At 69.8% G+C, this 21,934-nt stretch carries 21 protein-coding genes and 1 pseudogene; 13 read left to right on the top strand and 9 right to left on the bottom strand.

Annotated features, from left to right (window positions below; all coding sequences use genetic code 11):
* Positions 1-47 precede the first annotated feature (47 nt).
* Positions 48-2,126: a bifunctional 2',3'-cyclic-nucleotide 2'-phosphodiesterase/3'-nucleotidase gene (locus tag L1Z78_RS21995; protein WP_234638467.1), complete on the top strand. Its 2,079-nt coding sequence runs from the start codon at positions 48-50 to the stop codon at positions 2,124-2,126.
* Positions 2,127-2,169: 43 nt separating this feature from the next.
* On the opposite strand, the gene L1Z78_RS21990 is transcribed toward L1Z78_RS21995, so the two are convergent.
* On the bottom strand, positions 2,170-2,745 hold the full coding sequence (locus tag L1Z78_RS21990) for a PaaI family thioesterase (RefSeq protein ID WP_234638466.1): 576 nt from the start codon (positions 2,743-2,745) through the stop codon (positions 2,170-2,172).
* A 91-nt stretch (positions 2,746-2,836) separates the two neighbouring features.
* On the opposite strand from L1Z78_RS21990, the gene L1Z78_RS21985 reads away from it, so the two are divergent.
* Together L1Z78_RS21985 and L1Z78_RS21980 are read left to right on the top strand one after the other, a co-directional pair.
* Entirely contained in the window at positions 2,837-3,292 is a 456-nt protein-coding gene (locus tag L1Z78_RS21985; RefSeq protein ID WP_234638465.1) for a MarR family winged helix-turn-helix transcriptional regulator, read from the top strand.
* A gap of 49 nt (positions 3,293-3,341) precedes the next feature.
* Positions 3,342-4,625 carry an MFS transporter gene (locus tag L1Z78_RS21980; RefSeq protein WP_234638464.1) on the top strand — a complete coding sequence of 428 codons (1,284 nt, stop codon included), beginning with the start codon at positions 3,342-3,344 and terminating at the stop codon, positions 4,623-4,625.
* A gap of 29 nt (positions 4,626-4,654) precedes the next feature.
* Here the strand turns inward: L1Z78_RS21980 and L1Z78_RS21975 are convergent, their stop codons facing one another.
* Genes L1Z78_RS21975 through L1Z78_RS21965 form a run of 3 tightly spaced genes read right to left on the bottom strand, consistent with a single transcriptional unit; the run spans position 4,655 to position 7,625 of the window.
* Positions 4,655-5,620: a tripartite tricarboxylate transporter substrate-binding protein gene (locus tag L1Z78_RS21975; RefSeq protein WP_234638463.1), complete on the bottom strand. Its 966-nt coding sequence runs from the start codon at positions 5,618-5,620 to the stop codon at positions 4,655-4,657.
* A complete protein-coding gene (locus L1Z78_RS21970; protein WP_234638462.1) occupies positions 5,617-6,630 on the bottom strand; it encodes a carbon-nitrogen hydrolase family protein in 1,014 nt (337 codons plus the stop codon). Before L1Z78_RS21970 ends, L1Z78_RS21975 begins: the two co-directional genes overlap by 4 nt.
* Positions 6,627-7,625 (bottom strand): carbon-nitrogen hydrolase family protein, encoded by a 999-nt coding sequence (locus L1Z78_RS21965; RefSeq protein WP_234638461.1) that lies wholly within the window; start codon positions 7,623-7,625, stop codon positions 6,627-6,629. The genes L1Z78_RS21970 and L1Z78_RS21965 overlap by 4 nt, the downstream gene beginning before the upstream one ends.
* A gap of 267 nt (positions 7,626-7,892) precedes the next feature.
* Here L1Z78_RS21965 and L1Z78_RS21960 point away from each other — a divergent pair, with 267 nt between their 5' ends.
* Genes L1Z78_RS21960 through L1Z78_RS21935 form a run of 6 tightly spaced genes read left to right on the top strand, consistent with a single transcriptional unit; the run spans position 7,893 to position 14,810 of the window.
* Positions 7,893-8,795: a Bug family tripartite tricarboxylate transporter substrate binding protein gene (locus L1Z78_RS21960; protein ID WP_234638460.1), complete on the top strand. Its 903-nt coding sequence runs from the start codon at positions 7,893-7,895 to the stop codon at positions 8,793-8,795.
* A gap of 24 nt (positions 8,796-8,819) precedes the next feature.
* Positions 8,820-10,226 (top strand): FAD-binding oxidoreductase, encoded by a 1,407-nt coding sequence (locus L1Z78_RS21955; protein ID WP_234638459.1) that lies wholly within the window; start codon positions 8,820-8,822, stop codon positions 10,224-10,226.
* On the top strand, positions 10,219-11,445 hold the full coding sequence (locus tag L1Z78_RS21950) for a pyridoxal phosphate-dependent aminotransferase (protein WP_234638458.1): 1,227 nt from the start codon (positions 10,219-10,221) through the stop codon (positions 11,443-11,445). Before L1Z78_RS21955 ends, L1Z78_RS21950 begins: the two co-directional genes overlap by 8 nt.
* Complete coding sequence (gene metC / locus L1Z78_RS21945) at positions 11,442-12,626, top strand: cystathionine beta-lyase (RefSeq protein WP_234638457.1); 1,185 nt, start codon at positions 11,442-11,444, stop codon at positions 12,624-12,626. Before L1Z78_RS21950 ends, metC begins: the two co-directional genes overlap by 4 nt.
* Positions 12,627-12,639: 13 nt before the next feature.
* Positions 12,640-13,215, top strand: a complete 576-nt coding sequence (locus L1Z78_RS21940; protein ID WP_234638456.1) for a cysteine dioxygenase — start codon at positions 12,640-12,642, stop codon at positions 13,213-13,215.
* Entirely contained in the window at positions 13,212-14,810 is a 1,599-nt protein-coding gene (locus L1Z78_RS21935) for a rhodanese-like domain-containing protein (protein ID WP_234638455.1), read from the top strand. The genes L1Z78_RS21940 and L1Z78_RS21935 overlap by 4 nt, the downstream gene beginning before the upstream one ends.
* Positions 14,811-14,849: 39 nt before the next feature.
* On the opposite strand, the gene L1Z78_RS21930 is transcribed toward L1Z78_RS21935, so the two are convergent.
* Together L1Z78_RS21930 and L1Z78_RS21925 are read right to left on the bottom strand one after the other, a co-directional pair.
* Positions 14,850-15,761: a LysR family transcriptional regulator gene (locus tag L1Z78_RS21930; RefSeq protein WP_234638454.1), complete on the bottom strand. Its 912-nt coding sequence runs from the start codon at positions 15,759-15,761 to the stop codon at positions 14,850-14,852.
* 33 nt (positions 15,762-15,794) lie between these two features.
* Complete coding sequence (locus tag L1Z78_RS21925) at positions 15,795-16,811, bottom strand: carbon-nitrogen hydrolase family protein (protein ID WP_234638453.1); 1,017 nt, start codon at positions 16,809-16,811, stop codon at positions 15,795-15,797.
* Between the two features lie 447 nt (positions 16,812-17,258).
* Here L1Z78_RS21925 and L1Z78_RS28020 point away from each other — a divergent pair.
* Both L1Z78_RS28020 and L1Z78_RS28110 read left to right on the top strand, forming a co-directional pair.
* Positions 17,259-17,570: pseudogene (locus L1Z78_RS28020) on the top strand (AraC family transcriptional regulator); the annotation flags it as partial.
* Positions 17,553-18,047, top strand: a complete 495-nt coding sequence (locus L1Z78_RS28110) for a helix-turn-helix domain-containing protein (protein ID WP_326491987.1) — start codon at positions 17,553-17,555, stop codon at positions 18,045-18,047. The pseudogene L1Z78_RS28020 and the gene L1Z78_RS28110, both read left to right, overlap by 18 nt.
* 24 nt (positions 18,048-18,071) lie before the next feature.
* Here L1Z78_RS28110 and L1Z78_RS21915 read toward each other — a convergent pair whose 3' ends face one another.
* Together L1Z78_RS21915 and radC are read right to left on the bottom strand one after the other, a co-directional pair.
* Positions 18,072-18,731 (bottom strand): Smr/MutS family protein, encoded by a 660-nt coding sequence (locus tag L1Z78_RS21915; protein ID WP_234638451.1) that lies wholly within the window; start codon positions 18,729-18,731, stop codon positions 18,072-18,074.
* A 56-nt stretch (positions 18,732-18,787) separates the two neighbouring features.
* Positions 18,788-19,468, bottom strand: a complete 681-nt coding sequence (gene radC / locus L1Z78_RS21910; RefSeq protein ID WP_234638450.1) for a RadC family protein — start codon at positions 19,466-19,468, stop codon at positions 18,788-18,790.
* A gap of 95 nt (positions 19,469-19,563) precedes the next feature.
* On the opposite strand from radC, the gene L1Z78_RS21905 reads away from it, so the two are divergent.
* Positions 19,564-20,034 carry an FKBP-type peptidyl-prolyl cis-trans isomerase gene (locus L1Z78_RS21905; protein WP_234638449.1) on the top strand — a complete coding sequence of 157 codons (471 nt, stop codon included), beginning with the start codon at positions 19,564-19,566 and terminating at the stop codon, positions 20,032-20,034.
* Between the two features lies 1 nt (position 20,035).
* Positions 20,036-21,034, top strand: a complete 999-nt coding sequence (gene ispH / locus L1Z78_RS21900) for a 4-hydroxy-3-methylbut-2-enyl diphosphate reductase (protein WP_234638448.1) — start codon at positions 20,036-20,038, stop codon at positions 21,032-21,034.
* A 67-nt stretch (positions 21,035-21,101) separates the two neighbouring features.
* On the opposite strand, the gene L1Z78_RS21895 is transcribed toward ispH, so the two are convergent.
* Entirely contained in the window at positions 21,102-21,791 is a 690-nt protein-coding gene (locus L1Z78_RS21895; protein ID WP_234638447.1) for an HPP family protein, read from the bottom strand.
* Positions 21,792-21,934: the final 143 nt, after the last annotated feature.

Below are 21,934 nucleotides of genomic sequence, written 5' to 3'. Positions count from 1 at the left end.
ATACGGGCCGGGACACTCATGCACTTCCTCATTGCTACAAAAACCACATGCCGGTCCGTCAACTTCCCACCCTGCAATCCCTGATCCTGTCCCGCCGGCTGGCCCTGAGCGTCCTGGCCAGCGCCGCGCTGGTGGCCGCCTGCGGCGGCAGCGACAGCAACGACAGCACCCCGCCGCCGGTCGCCAGCCAGCCGGCCACGGCCACGCTGGCCGTGCTGGAGACCACGGACCTGCATTTCAACGTGCGCAGCTTCGACTATTTCAAGCTGGCCGAGGACCCGTCCTACGGCTTCGAGCGCACGGCCACGCTGGTGCGCGCGGCTCGCAAGGAGTTCGCCAACACCCTGCTGGTGGACAACGGCGACACCATCCAGGGCACGGCCCTGGCCGACTACGAGGCCGAGGTCGCCAGGATCCCCTGCACGCAGCAGCTGTCCATGTACAAGGCCATGGGCGCGCTGGGCTTCGACGCCGGCACGCTGGGCAACCATGAGTTCAACTACGGCCTGCCGTTCCTGAACCAGGTGCTGGGCGGCGGCCTGGACGTGGACGGGGTGGACAAATCCCTGAAGTGCGCGGGCAACGGTTTCCCGATGGCGCTGTCCAACGTCTACAGCAGCAAGACCCGGCAGCCCCTGGTCCAGCCCTATGCGATCCTGGAACGCAAGATCGCGGCCAAGGACAAGGACGGCAAGGCCGTGGAGCTGCCCATCAGGATCGGCGTGATCGGCTTCACCACGCCCGGCATCATGAACTGGGACAAGCGCTACCTCGAAGGCAAGCTCTACACCGAGGGCGCGGTCGAATCGGCCCGCAAGTACGTGCCCGAGATGCGCGCCAAGGGCGCCGACGTGGTCGTGGCCATGCTGCACGGCGGCCTCGATGGCGCGGCCTATTCGCCGACCATGGAGAACCCGGGCCTGTACCTGAGCCAGGTGGCCGGCATCGACGCCATGGTCATGGGCCACCAGCACAGCGTCTTCCCCGACTCGGCGGCCACGCCAGCCTTTTCGCAGCCCGGCGTGGACAACAAGGCCGGCACCATCAACGGCGTGCAGGCCGTCATGGCCAGCTCCTGGGGCAAGGCGCTGGGCGTGATACAGCTGGCGCTCAAGTGGGACGGCAAGCAGTGGAGCGTGGACAAGAGCGCGGGCAAGAGCGAGCTGCGCAATATCCAGACCGGCAAGGACGCCGCGGGCAAGGCCACGTATGTCGCGGCAGACCCCACGGTGGCGCCGCTGATCGAGACCCAGCACCAGGCCGCCATCCAGTACGTGAAGACGCCCATCGGCAGCACGGACTTCCGCATGAGCACGCTGTTCGCCGACGTGGGTGATCCGGGCGCCATCCAGATCGTCAACCAGGCGCAGCGCGACTATGTGGCCGACTACGTGAAGGCCAACCTGCCGCAGTACGCGCAACTGCCGGTGCTGTCGGTCAGCGCGCCCTTCAAGTCGGGCTTCCAGGGCGGCGCCGACTACACCGACGTGGCCGTGGGCCCGCTGGCCATCTACAACGCGGCCGACCTGTACCTCTATCCCAACACGGTCTACGCGGTGAAGGTCAACGGCGCCGACATCAAGGACTGGCTGGAGGCCGCCGCCAAGCGCTTCAACCAGATCGACCCGGCCAAGACGGGCGAGCAGCCGCTGATCAGCACTTTCCCCGGCTACAACTTCGACATGTTCACCACGGCCGACGTGCAGTACGAGATCGACGTGACCCAGCCCGTGGGCAGCCGCATCAGGAACCTGCAGTACCTGGGCAAGCCCATCGACGCCGCACAGGAGTTCGTGATCGCCACAAACAACTACCGCGCCACCAGCGGCAAGGGCTTCATCGCCAAGCTGGACGGCTCCAGCGCCATCTGGGCCTCGCCCGATGCCAACCGCGACGTGGTGATCGGCTATGTGCGCAAGCACGGCGCCATCACGCGCGCGGCCAACGGTGGCGCCAAGAGCTGGCGCTTCACCAAGGTGGCCACCTCGGCCAACGTGGTGTTCAGCTCCGGCGCCAACGCGCTGCCCGTGGCCCGGGCCGCGGGGCTGGACAACATCTCGCTGGTCGCGGCGGATGACGGATCGGGCAAGGGTACGTCCAAGTACCGCCTGGACCTCTCCAAATAAAAGGAGGGAGCGCGCCTGGCGCGGGGCGCGAGGGTGCCGGTCTTCAGCGCGCTGGCGGCAGCTCGAACACCAGGCAGGTGGTGGTGGCATGGGCATACAGCGTGCCGTCGGCCCCCACCAGGCGGGCCTCGGCCGTGGCCAGCTGGCGGCCGCAGTGCAGCACGCGGCCCTCGGCGCGCACGCGCGCCACGCGCGGGGTCAGGCCCTTGACCAGGTTGATGCCCAGTTCGGCCGTGGTATAGCCCCGGCCCGGCGGCATGCGGGTATGGACGGCGCAGCCCAGCGCCGAATCCAGCAGCGTGGCGAACCAGCCGCCATGAATGCCGCCCATGGGGTTCAGGTGCGCGGGCCCGGGCCGGCCCTGGAACACGGCGCTGCCTTCATCCACCGAAATCAGCATGAAGTCCAGCGTGCGGGCGATGGGTGCATAGGGCAGCTCGCCGCGCAACATGGCCTGCATCAGTTCCAGCCCGCTGCGCCCCGCGATCTGGTCGGGACGCGCCACGCCGGGGCCGGGGCCGGCGTCGAGCCGCGCCTGCACGGCCTGTTCCTCGTCCAGCCAGGCCTGCAGGGCCGGTGAGGGGGCGCCGTCCGAAGGCGGGGTGGTACGTGTGTCCATGGAATGTCTCTCTTTCTGGTGTGCAAGCGACCGGGATGGTGCCGTGGAAATTATTGTAGCTACAACAGTTGTATATGCAATAATGCTTTCCATGCGCAGCGATCCCGACCTTTTTCCCATGCCCCAGGGCTGCACCAACCACCGCGTGCGCCAGCTCATGCGTGGCATCGGCCAGGTCTATGACGCCCATCTGGCCGCCAGCGGGCTGCGCATCACGCAGTATTCGCTGCTCAGCCACGTGCTGGCCTCCAGTCCCGTGCGGCCGGTGGACCTGGCACGGCGGATGCGCATGGATGCCTCGACGCTCACGCGCAACCTCAAGCCCCTGGTCGATGCGGGCTGGGTGCGCATGGGGCCTGGCGAGGACCAGCGCAGCCGCCTGGTCCACATCACCGAAGAGGGCCGGGCCCGGCGCGAGCAGGCCAAGCAGTGCTGGAAGACGGCGCAAAACGAGATCAACGCACGCCTGGGCGCCCAGCGCGTGGCGGCGCTGCATGGGCTGATCGACGAGTGCCTGGAGCTGCTCGACGTGCCTGCACAAGACTAGGGTGCACACCGCAGCCGTACCGAATCCCCAACCCGAGACGAGGCCTCCCATGCTCTCCCACCCCACGGCGCGCTGGCTGCAGCGACGCGGCATCCACTACGGCTGGCTGGTCGCCGCCATCACTTTCCTGACCATGCTCACCATGTCGGCGGCGCTGGGCCTGCCCGGCGCCATGCTGCAGCCGCTGTCGCGCGAGTTCGGCTGGAGCACCGAGCAGATATCGAGCAGCCTGGCGTTGCGCTTTGCGCTGTTCGGCCTGCTGGGGCCCTTCGCGGCCGTCTTCATGGAGCGCTTCGGCCTGCGCGCCGTGATGTGCGCGGGCCTGCTGCTGGTGGGCGGCGCCATGGCCCTGGTCACCCAGGCCACGCAGTTGTGGCAGCTGTTCGTGCTGTGGAGCCTGCTGCTGGGCATGGGCACGGGGCTGACGGCCCTGGTGCTCGGCGCCGTCGTGGCCAACCGCTGGTTCGTGGCGCGCAGGGGCCTGGTGATCGGCCTGCTCACGGCCAGCGCTGCCACGGGACAACTTGCCTTCCTGCCACTGGCCGCCTGGATGATCGAGCACTGGGGCTGGCGCTCGGCCACCGTGCCGGTGTTCGCGGCCAGCGCTTTGATCGCCGTGCTGGCCTGGGCGCTGATGCGCGACCGGCCCGCCGATGTGGGGCTGGCGCCGTATGGCGGCGAGCCGGTGCCGGCGGGGGCCGCCCAGCCGGTGGCCATGACCCTGGCCACGCCCTTCAAGGTGCTGGCCGAGGCCGCGCGCAACCGCACTTTCTGGCTGCTGGCCGGCACCTTCTTCATCTGCGGGCTGTCCACCAACGGTCTGGTGCAGACGCATTTCATCTCGCTGTGCGGTGACTTCGGCATGTCGGCCGTGCCGGCGGCCTCGGTGCTGGCCATGATGGGCGCCTTCGACTTCGTGGGCACCGTGCTGTCGGGCTGGCTGTCGGACCGCTATGACAACCGCAAGCTGCTGTTCTGGTACTACGGCCTGCGCGGACTGTCGCTGTTCTGGCTGCCGCATTCGGAGTTCACCTTCTACGGCCTGGGCCTGTTCGCCATGTTCTACGGCCTGGACTGGATCGCCACCGTGCCGCCCACGGTCAAGCTGGCGGGCCAGCATTTCGGGCCGCAGAAGGTGGGCCTGGTGTTCGGCTGGATCTTCGCGGCGCACCAGCTGGGTGCGGCCACGGCCGCCTGGGGTGCGGGCCTGACGCGCACCCTGCTGCTGACCTATACGCCCGCACTGTACGCGGCGGGGCTGGCCTGCCTGGTGGCGGCGGTGATGGCGCTGGTGATAGGGCGCTCGCGCAAGGCGGTGGCGGTGGCGGCCTGAATGCCTGCATGGCTGCCGCAGTTGCCGTCCTAGTCCGCCACGAAGCCGGATGCGCGGATCGCGGGCTCCCACAGGCGCGCGGCTTCCTGCAGCAGGGCGGCGGCTTCCTGCGGCGAGCCGGTGCGGGCCTCGATGCCCAGCGCCGCCAGCCGCTGGCGAAGGTCGGCCTGGCCCAGTGCCTTGGTCAGAGCGGCATTCCAGTTCTGCACGGCATGCGCGGGCGTGCCCGGGGGCGCGAAAACCAGGTAGCGTCCTGTCACCACGAGCTGCCTGTAGCCTTGCTCGGCGAACGTCGGGACGTCGGGCAGCACGCTGGCGCGCGCGGCGCTGGAGATGCCCAGCACGCGCAGCTTGCCGGCGCGGTGGAATTCGATCATGTCGGTCAGCGTTGCGATGCCGCCCGCGATCTCGCCCGACATGATGGCGGTCATGAGCGGGGCGCTGCCCTGGTAGGGAACATGCATGAGGGGCACGCCGATGTCACGGCCGATCATCGTGCCGGTGAAGTGCGGCGGCGAGCCTGCCGCCGGCGAGCCGAAGCTGGCCTTGCCGGGGTGTTGCCGGCTCCAGGCGGCGTAGGACGGCAGGTCCCGGGCGCCGGAGCCGGCTGCGGTGGCCAGCGCGAACGGGAACTCGGCCACCACGGAGACCGGCAGCAGGTCGCCGGGGGCATACGGCAGACGCCTGAAGACGAATGGGTTGGTGGTGACCAGCCCGTCGGGCGCCAGCATGACGACGGAGCCATCGTGGGGCTGCGCCTTCAGCAGGGCCGCCGCGACCTGGCCCCCGGCCCCCGGCCGGTTGTCGACGAGCACGGGCCGCTTCCATTCATCCCGCAGCTTGTCCGCGATGAGCCGCGCCACGGTATCGGCAGAACCGCCCGCGGGGAAGCCGACGACGATGCGGGCCGGCGCATGGCTTTGTGCGTGCATGTGTCCCGCCACGGTGGCGAGCAGGGCGGCCGCGATCAGGCGGTGCAATCGGGTCACTGTCATGGTTCGCTCCCGTGGCTTGAAGAGGGCGGTGCCTCGGTGTAGACGACGCTGGGTTGCGCGCGGTAGTCCACATGCAGGCGCAGCACGTCCGGCCTGGCGGAATGTCCAGTGGTATCGAGCACGCGCTTGGCCAGGGTCAGGGCCGAAAAATCGAGGTCTGCCAGCACCAGGCCTTCCTGGTCCTCGGGCAGAGGCGGGGCCATTGGCGCGCCGTCGGGCCCGTAGACCATGGCGGCGCCGCCCGCCGCGCTGCGGCCTTCGACGCCCATGAGGCGGCGCTTTTCAGGCGTGTCGCACAGCGCCGCGATCAGGTCCTGGTCGAGGACGGCCGTGGGTGCAATGACGAAGCACGCCGACTCCACCGCCAGTGTCTGGTTGATGGCGGCGGTCATCGCGGGGCCGATGGTGTAGCGCCAGTCGCGCCCCATGCTGAGCGCGGGCCACGCCGCGACATGGATCTGCGCATGCTGCATCGCCAGCGCATGGCGCGACAGCGGCATGAGGTGCTCCCAGCAGCACAGGGCGCCCACGCGGCCCGCGGCCGTCTCCTTCACGCGCAGATCGCTGCCATCGCCTTCGCCGAAAAGCGAGCGTTCGTGATTGGACGGTTTGAGCTTGCGCCTGTGCTGCACGGTCCCGTCCACATCGATGATCGACTGCGCAAGGTACAGGCTGGCGCCGAAGCGTTCCACATGGCCCATCACGACCACGATGGCGTGCTTTCGGGCCGCGGCCGACAGTTGCGCCATCTCGGTTCCTTCGCGGACCAGGGCCTGCGCATGCAGCCGGACGGCCCATGGCATGCCCGCAGCCGGCGAATCCAGCCAGATCCACCAGGGGTAGCCGGGCAGCCAGGCCTCGCCAAAGGCGACGAGCTGCGCTCCCGCCGCAGCCGCCTGTTCGATGAGGTGCAGCGCCTTGCCGAGCGAGGCCTGGCGGTCCATGAATACCGGGGCCGCCTGCACGGCGGCGACGCGCAACGGGCGCCTGCGCTCGTCCGTGGCGGTCATGGCGCGGCCTCGCCAAAGGGTTCGCAAGCGGGCAGGCCTGCCGCATCGGACAGGCACAGCCGCAATTGCACGATGTCCGGGCGCGCCCAGTGGCCAAAGGCGTCCACCGCGATCTTGGCGCTGGCGATGCGGCCGCGGTCGATCTCGGCCAGCACGAGGCCGACCTCGCCCTCGGGCAGCGCCTCGCAGAGCATCTCGCCGTCGGGCGAGTAGATCATGGAGCTGCCGCCGGAGCGCGCCATGCCGACCGGCGACATCATCCGCAGCCGCTCGGGCGTGTCGCACACGGTCTCCAGCATGTCGGTGTCGGCCACGCTGGTGGCCATGATCACATGGCACTGGCCTTCGAGCGCGTAGCTGCGGCTGGCCAGCTGCGCGGCTTCCGGCCCCGTGCGGAAGGCGCTGCCCCGCAGCAGGCTGAAGGAGGGCCAGGCCGCGACGTGGACCTCTTCGCCCTGGGCCATGAGGCCGGCCTTGAACAGCACCTGGTAGTGCTCTCCGCAGCACAGCTGTCCGAATCGGCCCAGCGCCGTATCGACCGCGCGCAGGTCGCTGCCCGAGCCCTGGCCGAACGTGCCGCGTTCCGTGCGTGCCGGCTTGAGTTTGCGCCGGCAGTGCAGCAGCCGGCCGTCGTCGCCGAACAGGGCCTGGCTGATGTAGAGGCTGCCGCCCTGGCGCTCCGAGAAGCTGAAGCTGACGTGCATGCGGTGCCTCGCCGCCGCCGCTGCGATGGCGCGCAATTGCGGGCCGTCGCGCTCCAGCGATTGGTCGGCATAGCGCTGGGCGAAGCGGCTGCCCCAGGCGGGGCTGCCCAGCCACACCCACCAGGGATAGCCGGGACACCACAGTTCGGGAAACACGACCAGCTGCGCGCCCCGCGCCGCGGCCTGCGCGATCAGGTCCAGGCTTCGCCGGATCGTCGCGTCTGAGTCGAGAAAGACCGGCGCGGCCTGGACGGCTGCAGCCGTGAATCGGGGTGGGCAAGAGGGCGTCATGCGGCGATTTTGCAGAGTCCTGCCCCGCCGCGGATATGCCGGATGGGCATACGCCGGCGCCATGCCCATCCGGCATGACGTGAAACAGCCATCGCACCCCTAGAGTGGCCCCTGTTCCCCGCATTCCCCTTTCCGCAGGAGACCTTCGTGAGATGCACTTGTCCCGTTCGTGTGCCGATGGTGCCGAGGATGGCCCGGGCCTTGTCCTGGTGCCTGGCCGCATGCGCTTTCACCGCCCCGGCCTTGGCACAAGCGCCGCAGGAGCCCTTGCGCATCGTCGTCGGCTACTCGGCTGGCGGCTCCGCCGACCAATGGGCGCGCATTCTGGCGCCGCGCCTGTCCGCCGAGGCCGGCCGTCCGGTCATCGTCGAAAACCACCCGGGGGCGGGTGGAAATGTGGCGGCCGACCTGGTGAGCCGCAGCGGCGCCCGCTCCTCCTTGCTGTACATGACAGGTGCCTCGCAGCACGGCGCGGGCGCCGCCCTCAATACGGGCGCACGATGGGACCCGGAGAGGGATTTCACGCCGATCGCGGCCGTGGCGGAGAGCGTCAATGTGGTGGTCGTGCGCGCGGCCAGCCCCTACGACTCGCTGCAAAGCCTGCTGGCCGCCGGCATGCGCGGCGACCGGCCGCTGACCTATGCATCGCCGGGGGCCGGCACGTCCCCGCACCTGGCCGGCGAGCTGCTGGGCCACCGCACCGGCGCCAGGCTGGTCCACGTGCCCTACCGCGGGGCCTCCAATGCCCTGACCGACCTGATGGGCGGCCATGTGGACCTGATGGTGGTGACCCTGACCGTCGTGCGTGAACCCCTGCTGGCGGGCAAATTGCGCGCACTGGCCGTGCTCTCGCCCCAGCGTTCGCCGGCGCTCGCCGCCGTGCCGACGGCGCGGGAAGCGGGCGTGCCCGGCGTGGAGATGCGGGTCTGGGCGGGGCTGGTGGGGCCGCCCGGCATGCCCGCATCCAAGGCCGACGAGCTGAACCACTGGGTCGGCAAGGCACTTGACGATCCCGCCACGGCGCAGCGGCTGCAGGCGCTGGGATCACAGCCCTTCAAGCTCGACCGGACTGCGTTCCGTGCCTTCGTGCATGAGGAGCTGGCCGCCGGGCGCAAGCTGGTGAAGGACGCCGGCATGGCGACGCAAGCCCCCGGCGCCTCCGCCCCCTGACACACCAACCCGGATGGGGAATCCATGAATCTCGATGCACTCCAAAGCCAGGTCCCGGCCCGCCTGCTGACCTCTGCGCATGACATGGCGCCTTTTCTTGAAGACTGGCGCGGCCGGTGGCGGGGCCGCGCGCTCGCCGTGGCCCAGCCCGCCGATGCCGCGCAAGTCCAGGCGATCGTGCGCTGGTGCGCCGCCCATGGCGTGCCCATCGTTCCCCAGGGCGGCAATACCGGCCTGGTGGGGGCGGGCGTGCCGGACGGCAGCGGCCGCGCGCTGCTGGTTTCGCTGACGCGGATGAATGCCGTGCGCCGCACCGACCCCGTCAACGGCACCGTGACGGCCGAGGCCGGTTGCCGCCTGGCGGACTTGCAGGAGCTGGCGGCCCGCCATGGGCGGCTCTTTCCCCTGTCGCTGGCATCCGAGGGGACCTGCACGCTGGGCGGCAACCTGTCCACCAACGCCGGTGGGGTGCAGGTGCTGCGCTATGGCAATGCGCGCGAGCTGTGCCTGGGCCTGGAGGTGGTCACTGCCGAAGGCGAGCTGTGGTCATCCCTGCGCGGCCTGCGCAAGGACAACACCGGCTATGACCTGCGGGATCTGTTCATTGGCGCGGAGGGCACGCTGGGCATCATCACGGCCGCGACCATGAAGCTGTTTCCCCGCCCGGCGGCTCAGGTGACCGCCTTCGTGGCGCTGGCCGGAGCGCAGCAGGCGGTGCGGCTGTTCGAGATGGCCCAGCGCCATCTGGGCGCGGCCTTGACGGCCTTCGAGCTGGTTGACGACCGCTGCGTCGCCCTGGCCCAGCACCACTTTCCGTCGCAATGCCGCAGGCCGCTGCCCATCGCCTGCGCGTCCTGGGTGCTGATCGAATGCGGCGACGGCGGGGACGAGGCGCGCGCCCGTGCGGCCTGCGAGGCCCTGCTGTCCGAGGCGCTGGAGGCCGAATGTGCGCTGGACGCCGTGGTGGCCGGCTCCCTGTCCCAGTCGCGCGAACTCTGGCGCCTGCGAGAGCTGTCGGCCGAGGCCCAGGTGAAGCAGGGGCCGAACTTCAAGCACGACATCTCCCTGCCGATCTCGGAGATCGCGCAGTTCATCGAGCACATGCGCGTCGATCTTGCCAAGGCATTTCCCGGCACCGAGCTGCTGGTCTTCGGCCACATCGGCGACGGCAATCTGCACTTCAACGTGGCCCCGCCCGCAGGTCTGTGCGGTGCGGCATTCGAGGAGATGGAGGCGCGCGTCAACCGCCATGTCTATGACGCGGTGGATGCGGCAGGCGGCTCGTTCTCTGCCGAGCATGGCGTCGGACAGGCCAAGGTCGACGAGACCCGGCGCTACAAGCCGTCTGTCGAGCTGAGGCTGATGCAGAGGATCAAGCGCGCGCTGGATCCCCAGGGACTGATGAACCCCGGAAAGGTGTTGAATGTCTGAACTGCCCACCCAGGAGCGGCGCATCGCCGCCCGCATGCAGGCCGTGCGCCTGTCCCCCACCCTGGCCTTCGAGCAGGCGGCCCATGCCCTGCGCGCGCAGGGGCGCGACATTGTCGTGCTGGGCGCCGGCGAGCCGGACTTTCCCACGCCTGCCCCGGTCGTGGACGCCGCCCTGGCCGCGGCCCGCGCCGGCCAGACGCGGTATACGCCGATGGCCGGCACCGCCGCATTGCGCGAGGCCATTGCCGCCAAGCTGCAGCGCGACCACGGCCTGCGCTACGGGCTGGACCAGATCATCGTCTCCAGTGGCGCCAAGCAGTCGCTGTTCAACCTGATGATGGCCACGCTGTCGCCGGGCGACGAGTTGCTGCTGCCCACGCCGGGCTGGGTCAGCTATGCCGACATCGCCCGGCTGGCCGGTGCCGGCACCGTGCGGGTGCCGACCACGTACGAGCAGGGCTATCTGCTGCAGCCCGAGGCGCTGGCCGCCGCCATCACGCCGCGCAGCCGGCTGCTGGTGCTCAACAGCCCCTGCAATCCCACGGGAGCGCGCCATGGCCGCAGCGACTGGCTGGCGCTGGGCCGGGTGCTGGCCGCGCACCCGCAATTGCTGGTGGTCTGCGATGACATCTACGAAAAGATCCTGCTGGATGACGAGCCTTTCGTGCATTGGCTGCAGGCCTGTCCTGGGCTGTACGACCGGACGGTGGTCATCAACGGGGTGTCCAAGGCCTACGCCATGACAGGCTGGCGCATCGGCTACGCGGCGGGACCGCGCGATCTGGTCGAGGCCATGGAGCGCGTGCAGTCGCAGGTGACGTCCTGCGCCAGTTCGGTGTCGCAGGCCGCCGCGTTGGCGGCCCTGAACCTCTGTGACGAACCCGTGCTGCCCATGCGTGCCGCGTTCCGCGAGCGCCATGCGCAGGTCTTGCAGGCACTGCAGGCCCTGCCCGGGCTGCGCTGCCGGCCCGCGCGTGGCGGGTTCTACCTGCTGCTCGACGCCACCACGGCGGTGCAGGCACTGAAGGCGCGCGGCGCCATCGCCCGGGCCGATGACGCCGACCTGGCGCACTGGCTGCTGCGCGAGCATGGGCTGGGGCTGGTGCCGGGCAGCGCCTTCGGCGCCGCAGGCTGCCTGCGCCTGTCGTTTGCCGCATCGCCCCAGATCCTGCAGGCTGCGATGTCGCGCCTGGCCTGCGCATGGGAGGTATTGCAATGACAGGCCCTTGCGATACGGATTTCGTCGCCGCCGGGCGCAATCCGCCAGCGTTCTTCGGCATGGTGAACCCGCCCGTTTGCCGGGCCTCGACGATTCTGTACCCCCATCTCGCCGCGTTTGAAGCCGGCAAGGCCCATGCCCCGGGCCAGCTGACCTACGGCCGCTACGGCACCCCGACGACGCTGGCGCTGGAGCAGGCCATGACGGAACTGGCCCGCGGCCACGGCAGCCTGCTGTATCCCAGCGGTCTGGCGGCGATCTCCGGAACGCTCAGCGCCCTGCTGGCGCCCGGCGATCACCTGGCCATGATCGATACCGCCTACGCGCCGGCGCGCCGCTTTGCGGCCACGCATCTCGGACGCATCGGTGTGCGCTGCGACTTCTTTGCCGCGACCCCGGCCGGCCTGCGGGGCTGCCTGCGCGGCGATACCCGCGTCGTCTACCTGGAGGCGCCCGGCTCGCTGACCTTCGAGGTCCCGGACATGCGGGCGCTGGTGCGCGCCGTCCGCGAGCAAGCGCCGGGCGCCGTGATCGTGTTCGACAACACCTGGTCCACCCCCATGCTTTTTCGTCCGCTGGAGCATGGCGCCGACGTGGTCGTGGAGGCCGCCACCAAGTACCTGTGCGGGCATTCCGACGTGATGATGGGCATCGCCACGGCCAGCGCCGATGCCCATGCGCGCCTGGAGCCGGTGTACCGCCAGTTCGGCTGGTGCGTGGGCGCCGATGATGCCTATGCCGTGCTCCGGGGCCTGCGCACGCTGGGGCCGCGCCTTCGCCAGCACGGGCAGACCGGCCTGCAGCTGGCGCGCTGGCTGGCCTCGCGGCCGCAGGTCGAGCGCGTCCTGCATCCGGGGCTCCCCGACCATCCCGATCATGCCGTCTGGTTGCGCGACTGGAGCGGGGCATCCGGCCTGTTCGGCGTCGTCCTGCGCCCTGTGGCGCAGCGGGCATGGGAAGCCTTTTTCGACGGGCTGGCGCATTTCGGCCTGGGAGGCTCCTGGGGCGGCTACGAAAGCCTGCTGTTTCCAGACGACCCCTCACGCCATCGCAGCGCTGGCGCGTGGAGCACAGGCGGGCGCTACCTGCGTGTGCATGCGGGGCTGGAGGATCCCCGGGATCTGGTCGAAGACCTGGCAAAGGCCTTTGCGCGCATGCAAGCCGCAGCGGCGCCGGACTGACAAGGAGAGACGGATGCAGAACCAAGACCTGTTGACTCAAATGGTGCGCAGCACCCTGGCGCAGGTGCGCCGTGTGGTAGCACTCGCAGGCGTCGATCGCGCCGCGCTGGCGGACATCCAGGCCATTCTTGGACGCCTGGCCGCCCGCCGCGATCTGCTGACCTATGAGCGCTTCGCGCTGCCGCCGGGGCAGATCAGCGTGCTCCATACGCTGGGCACGGACATGGAATGCGGGTGCACGCTCTATGCCAACCGCAGCGACGGCGGCCTGGCCTCGCCGCCCCATGACCACAACACCTGGGCGGTGATCGCAGCCGTCCATGGCACGGAGTTCAATCGGCTCTACCGGCGCGAGACGCTGGCCGATGGCAGCGAGCGCATCACCGCCGTCCGCGAGATCGCATTGAAGGAGGGCGCCTCCATCGCCCTCATGCCGCAGGACGTGCACAGCATCCGCGTCGAGCCCGACACCCGGCTGTTGAATCTGCACCTCTACGGCGCGGCGATGGAGAGGCAGTCGGGCCGGCGCCGGTTCGATGCCCAGGGGCGGGACAGCGGCCACTATGCGCCGCAGCCGCTGATCCTATGATCCGCCGCATCGACATTGCAGCCCTGCGCCAGCGCCTGGCCGCGCCGCAGGAGCTCGCCTTGCTCGACGTGCGCGAGCAAGGGCGTTTCGGCCAGGGGCATCTGCTGGCGGCGGCATGCCTGCCGCTGGGGACGCTGGAGGCCGATGCGCCGCAGCGCCTGCCGCGTCTGGATGTGCCCATCGTCGTGCTCGACGACGGGCAGGCCGACGCCATGCTGGCACAGCGCGGCGCGCAGCGGCTGCAGGCCCTGGGCTATACCGATGTCGCGGTGCTCGAGGGTGGCGTCGCTGCCTGGGCGGCTGGCGGTGGCGAGGTGTTTCGCGGCTTCAACGTCCTGGGCAAGGCCTTCGGCGAGTGGATCGAGCATGCATGGAACATCGATGCGCTCGACGCAACCGCGCTGGATCTGTGGCGCCGTGGCGCGCGGGAACATTTGCTGCTCGACAGCCGGCCCCTGGATGAGCATTTGCGGGTGCGTGTTCCCGGTGCATTGCATTGCCCCGGCGTGGAACTGCCATGGCGCGTTCCCGGGCTGTTGCAGGACGGGCATACGCCCATCGTCGTGCACTGTGCGGGGCGCACGCGCAGCATCATCGGTGCCTGCCTGTTACGCCTGCTCGGCCTGCCCAATCCCATCTACGCACTGCGCAACGGCACGATGGGCTGGCAGCTGGCCGGCCTGCAGACGGCCTCGGGCGGCGATGCGCAGTTGCCGCCTCCCGTCGCGCAGTGCGCGGCAGGCTTCGGCCCGGCCGTGGCCGCGCTGCGCCAGCGCTGCAAGATCCCGCGGCTTGGCGCGCAGCAGTGGCAGCAGCTGCGCGGCGACGTCTCGCGCACGCTCTATGCGTTCGACATCCGGACGCGGCAGGAGCATCTCGACGGCCATCCGGCGGGTTTTGTCCATGCAGCGGGCGGCCAGCTGCTGCAGCAGCTGGATGAATATGCGCCCGTGCGCCACAGCCGCATCGTCGTCACATCCGACGACACGCTGCGTGCCGACGCCGTGGCCGTGATGCTGTGGCAGATGGGCTGCGACGACGTGGCCGTCATCGCCATCTCCGAGGCGGGAACGCTGCGGCAAGGCCCCGAGCCCTTGCGCCGCTGGCAGGCGCCACCGGGAGACCGTCTGGTCGCACCGGCGCAACTGGCCGAGTGGATCGCCGCCGGGCAGGCGCTGGTGATGGATCTGTCGCCCAGCCCCGCCTACCGGCGCGCGCACATTCCCGGGGCATGGTTCGCCGTGCGCTCCCGGTTGCAGCAGGCGCTGCAGGCCGTGCCTGCGGCGCAGCGCATCGTGCTGACCAGCACGGATGGCGAGACGGCCGCATGGGCCGTGGCCGTCGACAGCGGGTTGCCGCCCCATGTGCTCGCCCTGGCGGGCGGCAACCGCGAATGGGCCGCCAGCGCCGGGCCGCTTTCGGCGGCGGACCCGCGCTGGGCGGACGAGGCCGACGATGTCTACGTTCTGCCGTATGACTACCAGGGCGATGTGGCAACGCAGATGCAGGCCTATATCGACTGGGAACTGGCGCTGGTGGCGCAACTGCGGCGCGATGGCCCGGTCCGCTTCAGGCCGGTGCCGGCCGCGCGGTGAATGGCGCATCGCGGCGGGGCCACTGCGCGGCAGGGGCCATCACGGGGCAGATGCCGTCTCGCTGCGCACAAGGCACTCGCCGCCGGTGGCTGCCAGCATGGCGCTCACGCTATGGCGGATGGCCGCGTGCAAGGCATCGGCCGCTGCGCTGCGAGGACGGTCCTTCAGCCAGATCAGATGGCGCTCCACGAAGGCGCCTGGAATGGACTGCAACTGAAGGGAATCCTTCAGCGCCTCTTCGTGCACGGCCGAGAACGGCAGGATTGAACGGGCTCCTCCCGCCGCTATGAGCCGCTTGACGCTGGCCGTCGGCGTCACGGCGATGCCCGAGTCCGGGTGCAGCCCGATCGAAGCCGCCGCATCCGCCACCGCACGCGCAATGTCGGAGTCGCTGGTCGGAATGACGAAGGGGGCCGGCCGGTCGGCTGTGGCGCGGGGCGCTACCAGGAACAGGGCCTCCTTCCACAGCGGCTCGCGTGCGATCCGGGGCTGCGGGCAGACGTCCGTGGAAATGGCGAAATCCAGTTGTCCGGCAAAGATCTGTTCTCGCAATGAGGGGCGATCGCCTTCAATGACGCGAAGGCGCAGCCCGGGGGACAGCTCGACCGCCCATGCCATCACACGCGGCAGCAGCAATGCCATGGGGCCCGCCGCCATGCCCAGCCGCAGGACATCGCCACCGGGCTCCACCTCCTGGCGCATCGATTGCTGCAGGCGCTCGAATTCCATCAGCCAGGCCTGCGCTTTCCCGTACAGGCGCTGTCCGGGCGCAGTCAGGTCCACGCCGGCCTTGGTTCGCACGAACAGCTCGGTGCCCAGGGCGTGTTCGAGCTGCTGTATCCGGCGGCTCAATGCCGGCTGCGCGATATGCAGCTTCTGTGCGGCGCGGTTGATGCTGCCGGTATTGACGACTTCCAGGAAGCACTGGAGCTGGCGCTGATCGATGTGCATCGGCCGCCTCGGTTGCGGGGGTGGCCTGCATTGTCAGGCCGGGCCGGCAGCGGCCGCCATCGGGACATCCTGGGGGGTGAGCGGCAGCGAGAAGGCCTGCACGCGCCGGCCGGGCTCGCGGTTGAGCATCAACCGGTAGACGTCGGGACGCGAATAGTGGCCGACGGGGTCCATGGCATTCTTGGCCACGCCGATGGCGCCCAGGTCGATCTCGGCGATGAGCAGGCCCTCCTGGGTCTCGGGCAGCTTGTCCGTCAACGCACTGCCATCGGGTCCGTAGATCACCGCATGTCCGCCGCCCGCATGGGTCAACGCGCGCTTGTCGGGGGTGTCGCACAGCTCCTCGACCATCGCATCGCTGATGGTGGCGCAGGGCGCGAGCACGAAGCAGCCGCCCTCCACCGCATACACCTTGCTGATGGCGTTGTTCGTTTCCCAGCCCAACTGGTGCGCGAAGGGCTCATAGGTGGAGAAGCTGGGCCAGCACGCCACATGCACCTGCTCATGCTGCGAGAACATGGCGAACTTGTTGAGCGACAGCAGGTTTTCCCAGCAGCACAGCGCGCCCAGCCGGCCCAGCGGCGTGTCGTGCACGGCGAGGTCGCTGCCGTCGCCCTCGCCGAACACCGTGCGTTCCCCGTGGGTGGGCCGGACCTTGCGCCGCCGATGGATGGTCTCGCCATCGGGGCCCAGGGTCCACTGCGCGATGTACAGCGAGCCGCCGCAGCGTTCCGACAGACCGAGCACGGCCGTGATGCCTGACGCGCGGACCGCCTGCCGCAGCCGTTCGGCCTGGGGGCTGTCGTAGCACAGGGAATTGTCGAAGTACCGGCGCACGAAGCCGCGCGCCACGGCCCAGGCCGGAGGACCCATCCAGATATGCCACGGGTAGCCGGGAATGAAGGTCTCGGGAAAGGCGATCAGCTTGCAGCCCCTGGCTGCGGCTTCATCGATGAGGGCGATGCACTTGTCGACAGTGGCATCCATATCCAGCCACACGGGCGCTGCCTGCACGACGGCAACGTGGTACTTCGGGTGCGCGAGGGCCATGGTTCGCTCCAGGGCAATGATGAAGATCAAAGGGTATGGGCACGCGGCGAAAGGCGCTGTGCTGGAAACGACCGCTTTCATGGCTGGTTCCGTCCTGCGCGCCCAGGGATTCACCCAGCAAGCGCCCCGGAACACGCCACTAGACTGGTTGGCGTGCAGCCTGCACCTTGCCGCTGCCTTTTCCTTGCGAGGCCCCCATGTCCACCGATGCCCTGCTGTCAGACAACGCGTGCGCAGCCGCGCCTTCGGCCCTGACGAGAACGCGCATGAGCACGGCCAGCGTCGATGTCCGCGACCGCTTCGCCTATTGGAACGACATGGTCTGTGCCGCCTATGTGCCGCTGGAGTGTGAACGCCCCGAATCCTGCGATATCGTCGGCGAGATCGCACTGAGCCGCCTGGGTCCGCTGGAGCTGACGCAGTTGCACTCCTCGGTGCGCAAGGTGCGTCGCACCCCCCCGGCTGATCGGCCGCGATGGCCGCGACTTCTGCCTGGTGCAGATCCAGCGCTCGGGCAGCGCGCTGGTCAGCCAGGGGGGCCGCCAGGCCACCGTGCGGCAGGGGGACTTCGTTGTCTATCAGACATCCCGGCCCTATGAGCTGTGCTTTGGCAGCCCCACGCACGAAGTCATCGTGGTGAGGCTGCCGCGCGCCGCGCTGGCGCCGCACGTGCCGGATCTTGAGGACCTGACCGCCGTCGCCGTGCCGGGAGCCTGTGCGGCCGCCCATCTGCTGGGCACGATGGTCGATACGCTGCAGCGCAGCCAGGACCCGTCGTCGGCCGTCAGCTTCTCGGAGTCCATCGTGAGCATGATCGCGGCGGGCCTGCGCAGCCTGCCGGGTGCCAACGCGCGCGGAGCCTCCACCATGGCGTCCTTCCATGTCACGCGGGCCAGGCAGTACCTCATGGAGCATCTGCGCGACCCGCAACTGTCCGTGGCCGGCATGGCCCGGGCGTTGGGCGTGTCGCCGGATTACCTGGGCCGGCTGTTTCGCGCCGAGCCGATGGGGCTGTCGAGGCTGATGTGGCACAAGCGGCTGGAGGCCTGCCGGCGCGAGCTGTCCGATCCCCGGCAGGCGGGGCGGCGGGTGAGCGAGATCGCGTTTGCATGGGGGTTCAACGACGCCGCGCATTTCGCTCGCCTGTTCCGGCAAGCCTTCGGTGCCAGTCCCCGCGCCTGGCGCCAGGCTGCGCTGGGCAGCGCGCCGCTGCTGCCGTCATCCCAGGGCGACTGACCCCTTTGCCGGGGCAGGACACCGTCAATACAGCTGGCGCTTGCCCGGCTGCAGCAGCACCACCAGCGCGCCCGCGCCGCCATCGACGGGGCGGGCCTGCACGAAGGCCAGCACTTCCTTTTTCTGCACCAGCCAGCGCTGTACGCGGCCCTTGAGCACGGGGGTCTTGCCCGGCGAGCCCAGTCCCTTGCCATGCACCACGCGCACGCAGCGTATGCCCGTGCGGTGGGCCAGGCGGATGAACTGGCCCAGGGCCTCGCGGGCCTCGTCCACGCGCAGGCCGTGCAGGTCCAGCTGGCGCTGGATGCTCCAGTGGCCGCCGCGCAGCTTGTGCGTGACGTCGCGCCCGATGCCGGGGCGCCGAAAGCTCAGCTGGTCGTCGATGTCCAGCAGGGTGCTGACGTCGAACTCGTCGCTCATGGCCTCCTGCAGCACGCGCTGCTCGTCCAGCTCCAGCTGCAGGGGCAGCGGCTCGGGCGGCTCGGGGGCGTGGCGGTGGCGTGCGGGCGAGGCCTTGAGCGCATGAACGGGACCCACGGTGTTCTCGAACAGTTTCTGTTCGGCCAATGCGCGGCGCGCCGCTTCGGCGCGCTGCTGTCGCAGCAGGGCCTCTTGCGCGGCGGCTTCGGCCAGCGCGCGGCGCAGCGGCGCAAGGTCCTGGAGGCTCGTGGCTTTCAACGTCATGGTGAGGCCGGTTGTACCGCAAATTCGGCATGGCGGCGGCCATGGCGGGCCACGCTCTAGAGCAGGCCCTGCTCGGCCATGGACAGCGCGGCGCCGGGTGCCACGATCAAGTGGTCCAGCACCTGGATGTCGATCAGGTTCAGCGCGGCCTGCAGGCTTTGGGTGATGGCCCTGTCGGCGGCGCTGGGCTCGACACGGCCGCTGGGGTGGTTGTGGGCCAGGATGACCGCGCCCGCATGGTGGTGCAGCGCCCGCAGCGCCACTTCTCTTGGATAGACGCTGGTGCGGGTCAGCGTGCCGCGAAACATCTCCTCCAGCGCGATCAGCCGGTGCTGGCCGTCGAGGAACAGTACGGCGAACACCTCGTGGGGCCTGGCCGCCAGATGCATCTGCACATAGCTGGCCACGGCCTGGGGAGATGTCAGTGCCGGGCGCTCGCGCAGTTGCTGGGCCATGGCACGCCGCGCCAGTTCCAGCACGGCCAGCAGCTCGGCGCGCTTGGCCGGGCCCAGTCCCTTGATGTGGCACAGGTCGGCATAGCCTGCCTGCAAGAGCCCGGACAGGCCGCCCTGGCCGGGCAGCTCCAGCAGCTCCTGCGCCAGCTGCAGCACGCCCTTGCCGGCCATGCCGGTGCGCAGCACGATGGCCAGCAGTTCCGTGTCGGACAATGCCGAGGGGCCGCGCGCAGCGAGTTTCTCGCGGGGCTTGGCCTCGGCCGGGAGATCTTTGATTGCCATGGTTCAGCCAGGTCAAGGGCGCCGCAGGCGCTGTTGCACGGGGCGTGGGGGCATGGATGTTTTTCTACAATATGGACCAGTTTATCGGGACCTCCATGACTTCTAGCGCTTCTACCACGGCCACCCCCACTGTCCAGGCCGGATCGTTCCTCACGCTGCACTACCGACTGTCCGGGCCGGCCGGCGACGTGATCAATACCTTCAACGACAAGCCCGCCACGCTGTCGCTGGGCGCGGGCGAGCTGTCGCCGGCGGTCGAGCAGCGCCTGATCGGCCTGGCCGAGGGCACGCGCACCACCTTCGAGATGCCGGCCGGCGAGGCCTTTGGCGAGCGCAACGGCGACATGGTGCAGTGGGTGGCGCGCAAGCTCATGAACGAGCTGGGCGACCCGCACGAGCAGTACGCGGCCGGCGACGTGGTGCAGTTTCCCACGCCCGACGGCATGGGCAGCTATGCGGGCGCCGTGGTGCAGGTGCGCGAGGACGGCGCCGTGCTGTTCGACTTCAACCACCCGCTGGCAGGCCAGCCGGTGACCTTCGAAGTGCAGATCATCGGGGTGCTCTGAGGTGTCGGGTCCGACCTCGCCCCAGGAAATCCTGCTGGCCGAGCCCCGGGGATTCTGCGCCGGCGTGGACCGCGCCATCGAGATCGTGGAGCGGGCGCTGGCCAAGTTCGGTGCACCCATCTACGTGCGCCACGAGATCGTGCACAACACCTTCGTGGTCAACGACCTCAAGGCCAAGGGCGCGATCTTCATCGAGGAGCTGGACGACGTGCCGCCCGGCGCCACCCTGGTGTTCAGCGCCCACGGCGTGAGCAAGGCTGTCCAGGAGGAGGCCCGGCGCCGGGGCTTTTCCATCTTCGACGCCACCTGCCCGCTGGTCACCAAGGTGCATGTGGAGGTGGCCAAGCTGGCCCGGGAAGGCTACGAATTCCTGATGATCGGCCACAAGGGACACCCCGAGGTCGAGGGCACCATGGGCCAACTGTCCGAAGGCATCCACCTGGTCGAGGACGAGGCCGACGTGGCCCGCGTCAATCCGCGCCAGACCGAGAAGCTGGCCGTGGTCACGCAGACCACGCTGTCGGTGGACGATGCCGCGGGCATCACGGCCGCCATCCGCGCGCGTTTTCCGCAGGTGCGCGAGCCCAAGCAGCAGGACATCTGCTATGCCACCCAGAACCGCCAGGATGCCGTCAAGGTGCTGGCGCCGCAGGTGGATGTGCTCATCGTCGTGGGCAGCCCCACCAGCTCCAACAGCAACCGCCTGCGTGAGCTGGCGGCCCGCCTGGGCACGCCCGCCTACATGGTGGACAACGCGGGCGAGCTGCGCGAGGAATGGTTCACCGACGTGCGCCGCGTGGGCCTGACGGCTGGCGCATCGGCGCCCGAGGTGCTGGTCGATGAGGTCATACAACGGCTGCGCCAGCTGGGCGCGCTGTCGGTGCGCAAGATGGACGGCATCGAGGAAACCATCAAGTTCCCTCTGCCCAAGGGCCTGAAGATCGACGCGGCCACCGGCCTGGAGATCGCCGTGCGCAAGAGGCCGGAGACGGGCGGCTGATCACGCCGTCCGGAGGCTCCATGCAAAACGGGCGCCAGGCGCCCGTTTTGCATGCCGGCGCCGAAGCTCAGCTCCACAGATCCAGCGGCGGATCGGAGGCCACGGCGCGCAGGATGTCGGTGCGGCTGATGAAGCCGGCCAGCAGACCCTGGTCGTCGGTGACGGGCAGCCCCGGCAGGCCGGTGTCGAGCAGCACGCCGGCCACGCGGCGCAGGTCCGTGTCCCTGGCGACGGTGGGGATGGGCGAGATCATCACCTCGTGCACGGGGCGGCGCGCCAGCGCGATGGCCTCCTTGATCGCACCGGGCTCGGGCAGCAGGTCCAGCGGCGCCATGTCGGCGCGCAGCAGCAGGCCGACCACGCGGCCGTCCGCATCCAGCACGGGGGCCTGGGCCACGCCGTGCTCGGCCAGCACGCGCCAGGCATCGTTGACGCCCGCCTCAGGTCCCACCGTCACGGCTTCGCGGCTCATCACATCGGCCACGGTGTGCAGCGGCTGGCGGGGCTGCTGGGGGCCTTTTTCCGTGGAGACATAGGCGTCGACCGCATCCCGTCTGCGGGGCGCCGGCTCATGCGCGGGCTGGCCGGTCAGTTCGGCCAGGATGGCGGGAAAGGGCGTGGAGCCCCCGGCGGCCACGTCGGCCGCGCGGGTGCGCAGCGCCTGGGGCCGCTGCACGCGGCGCACGGGCGCCACCTGTCCCAGCCGTTCGGCGGGGCCGCGAAACATCTGTCCCTTGGGACCGAAGACAAAAAACATGGCTGCTCCCGGCTGCATGGCCGCGCGCATCCCAGGCGCGCGCACGGCTCCTCGCCACTGTATCGGCGCGAGCGCCCTGTTCTGTAGCGTGAAGGCTCCGGGGCCGGGCGCCGGAATGGCGATAGCGCCTAAAATCGGCGGCT

The sequence above is a fragment of the Delftia tsuruhatensis genome, from assembly GCF_903815225.1.
In the GTDB taxonomy this organism is placed as follows: domain Bacteria; phylum Pseudomonadota; class Gammaproteobacteria; order Burkholderiales; family Burkholderiaceae_C; genus Comamonas; species Comamonas tsuruhatensis_A.
The sequence above is the reverse complement of the archived record's forward strand: the minus strand, read 5'-3'. Positions and strand labels throughout refer to the sequence as shown.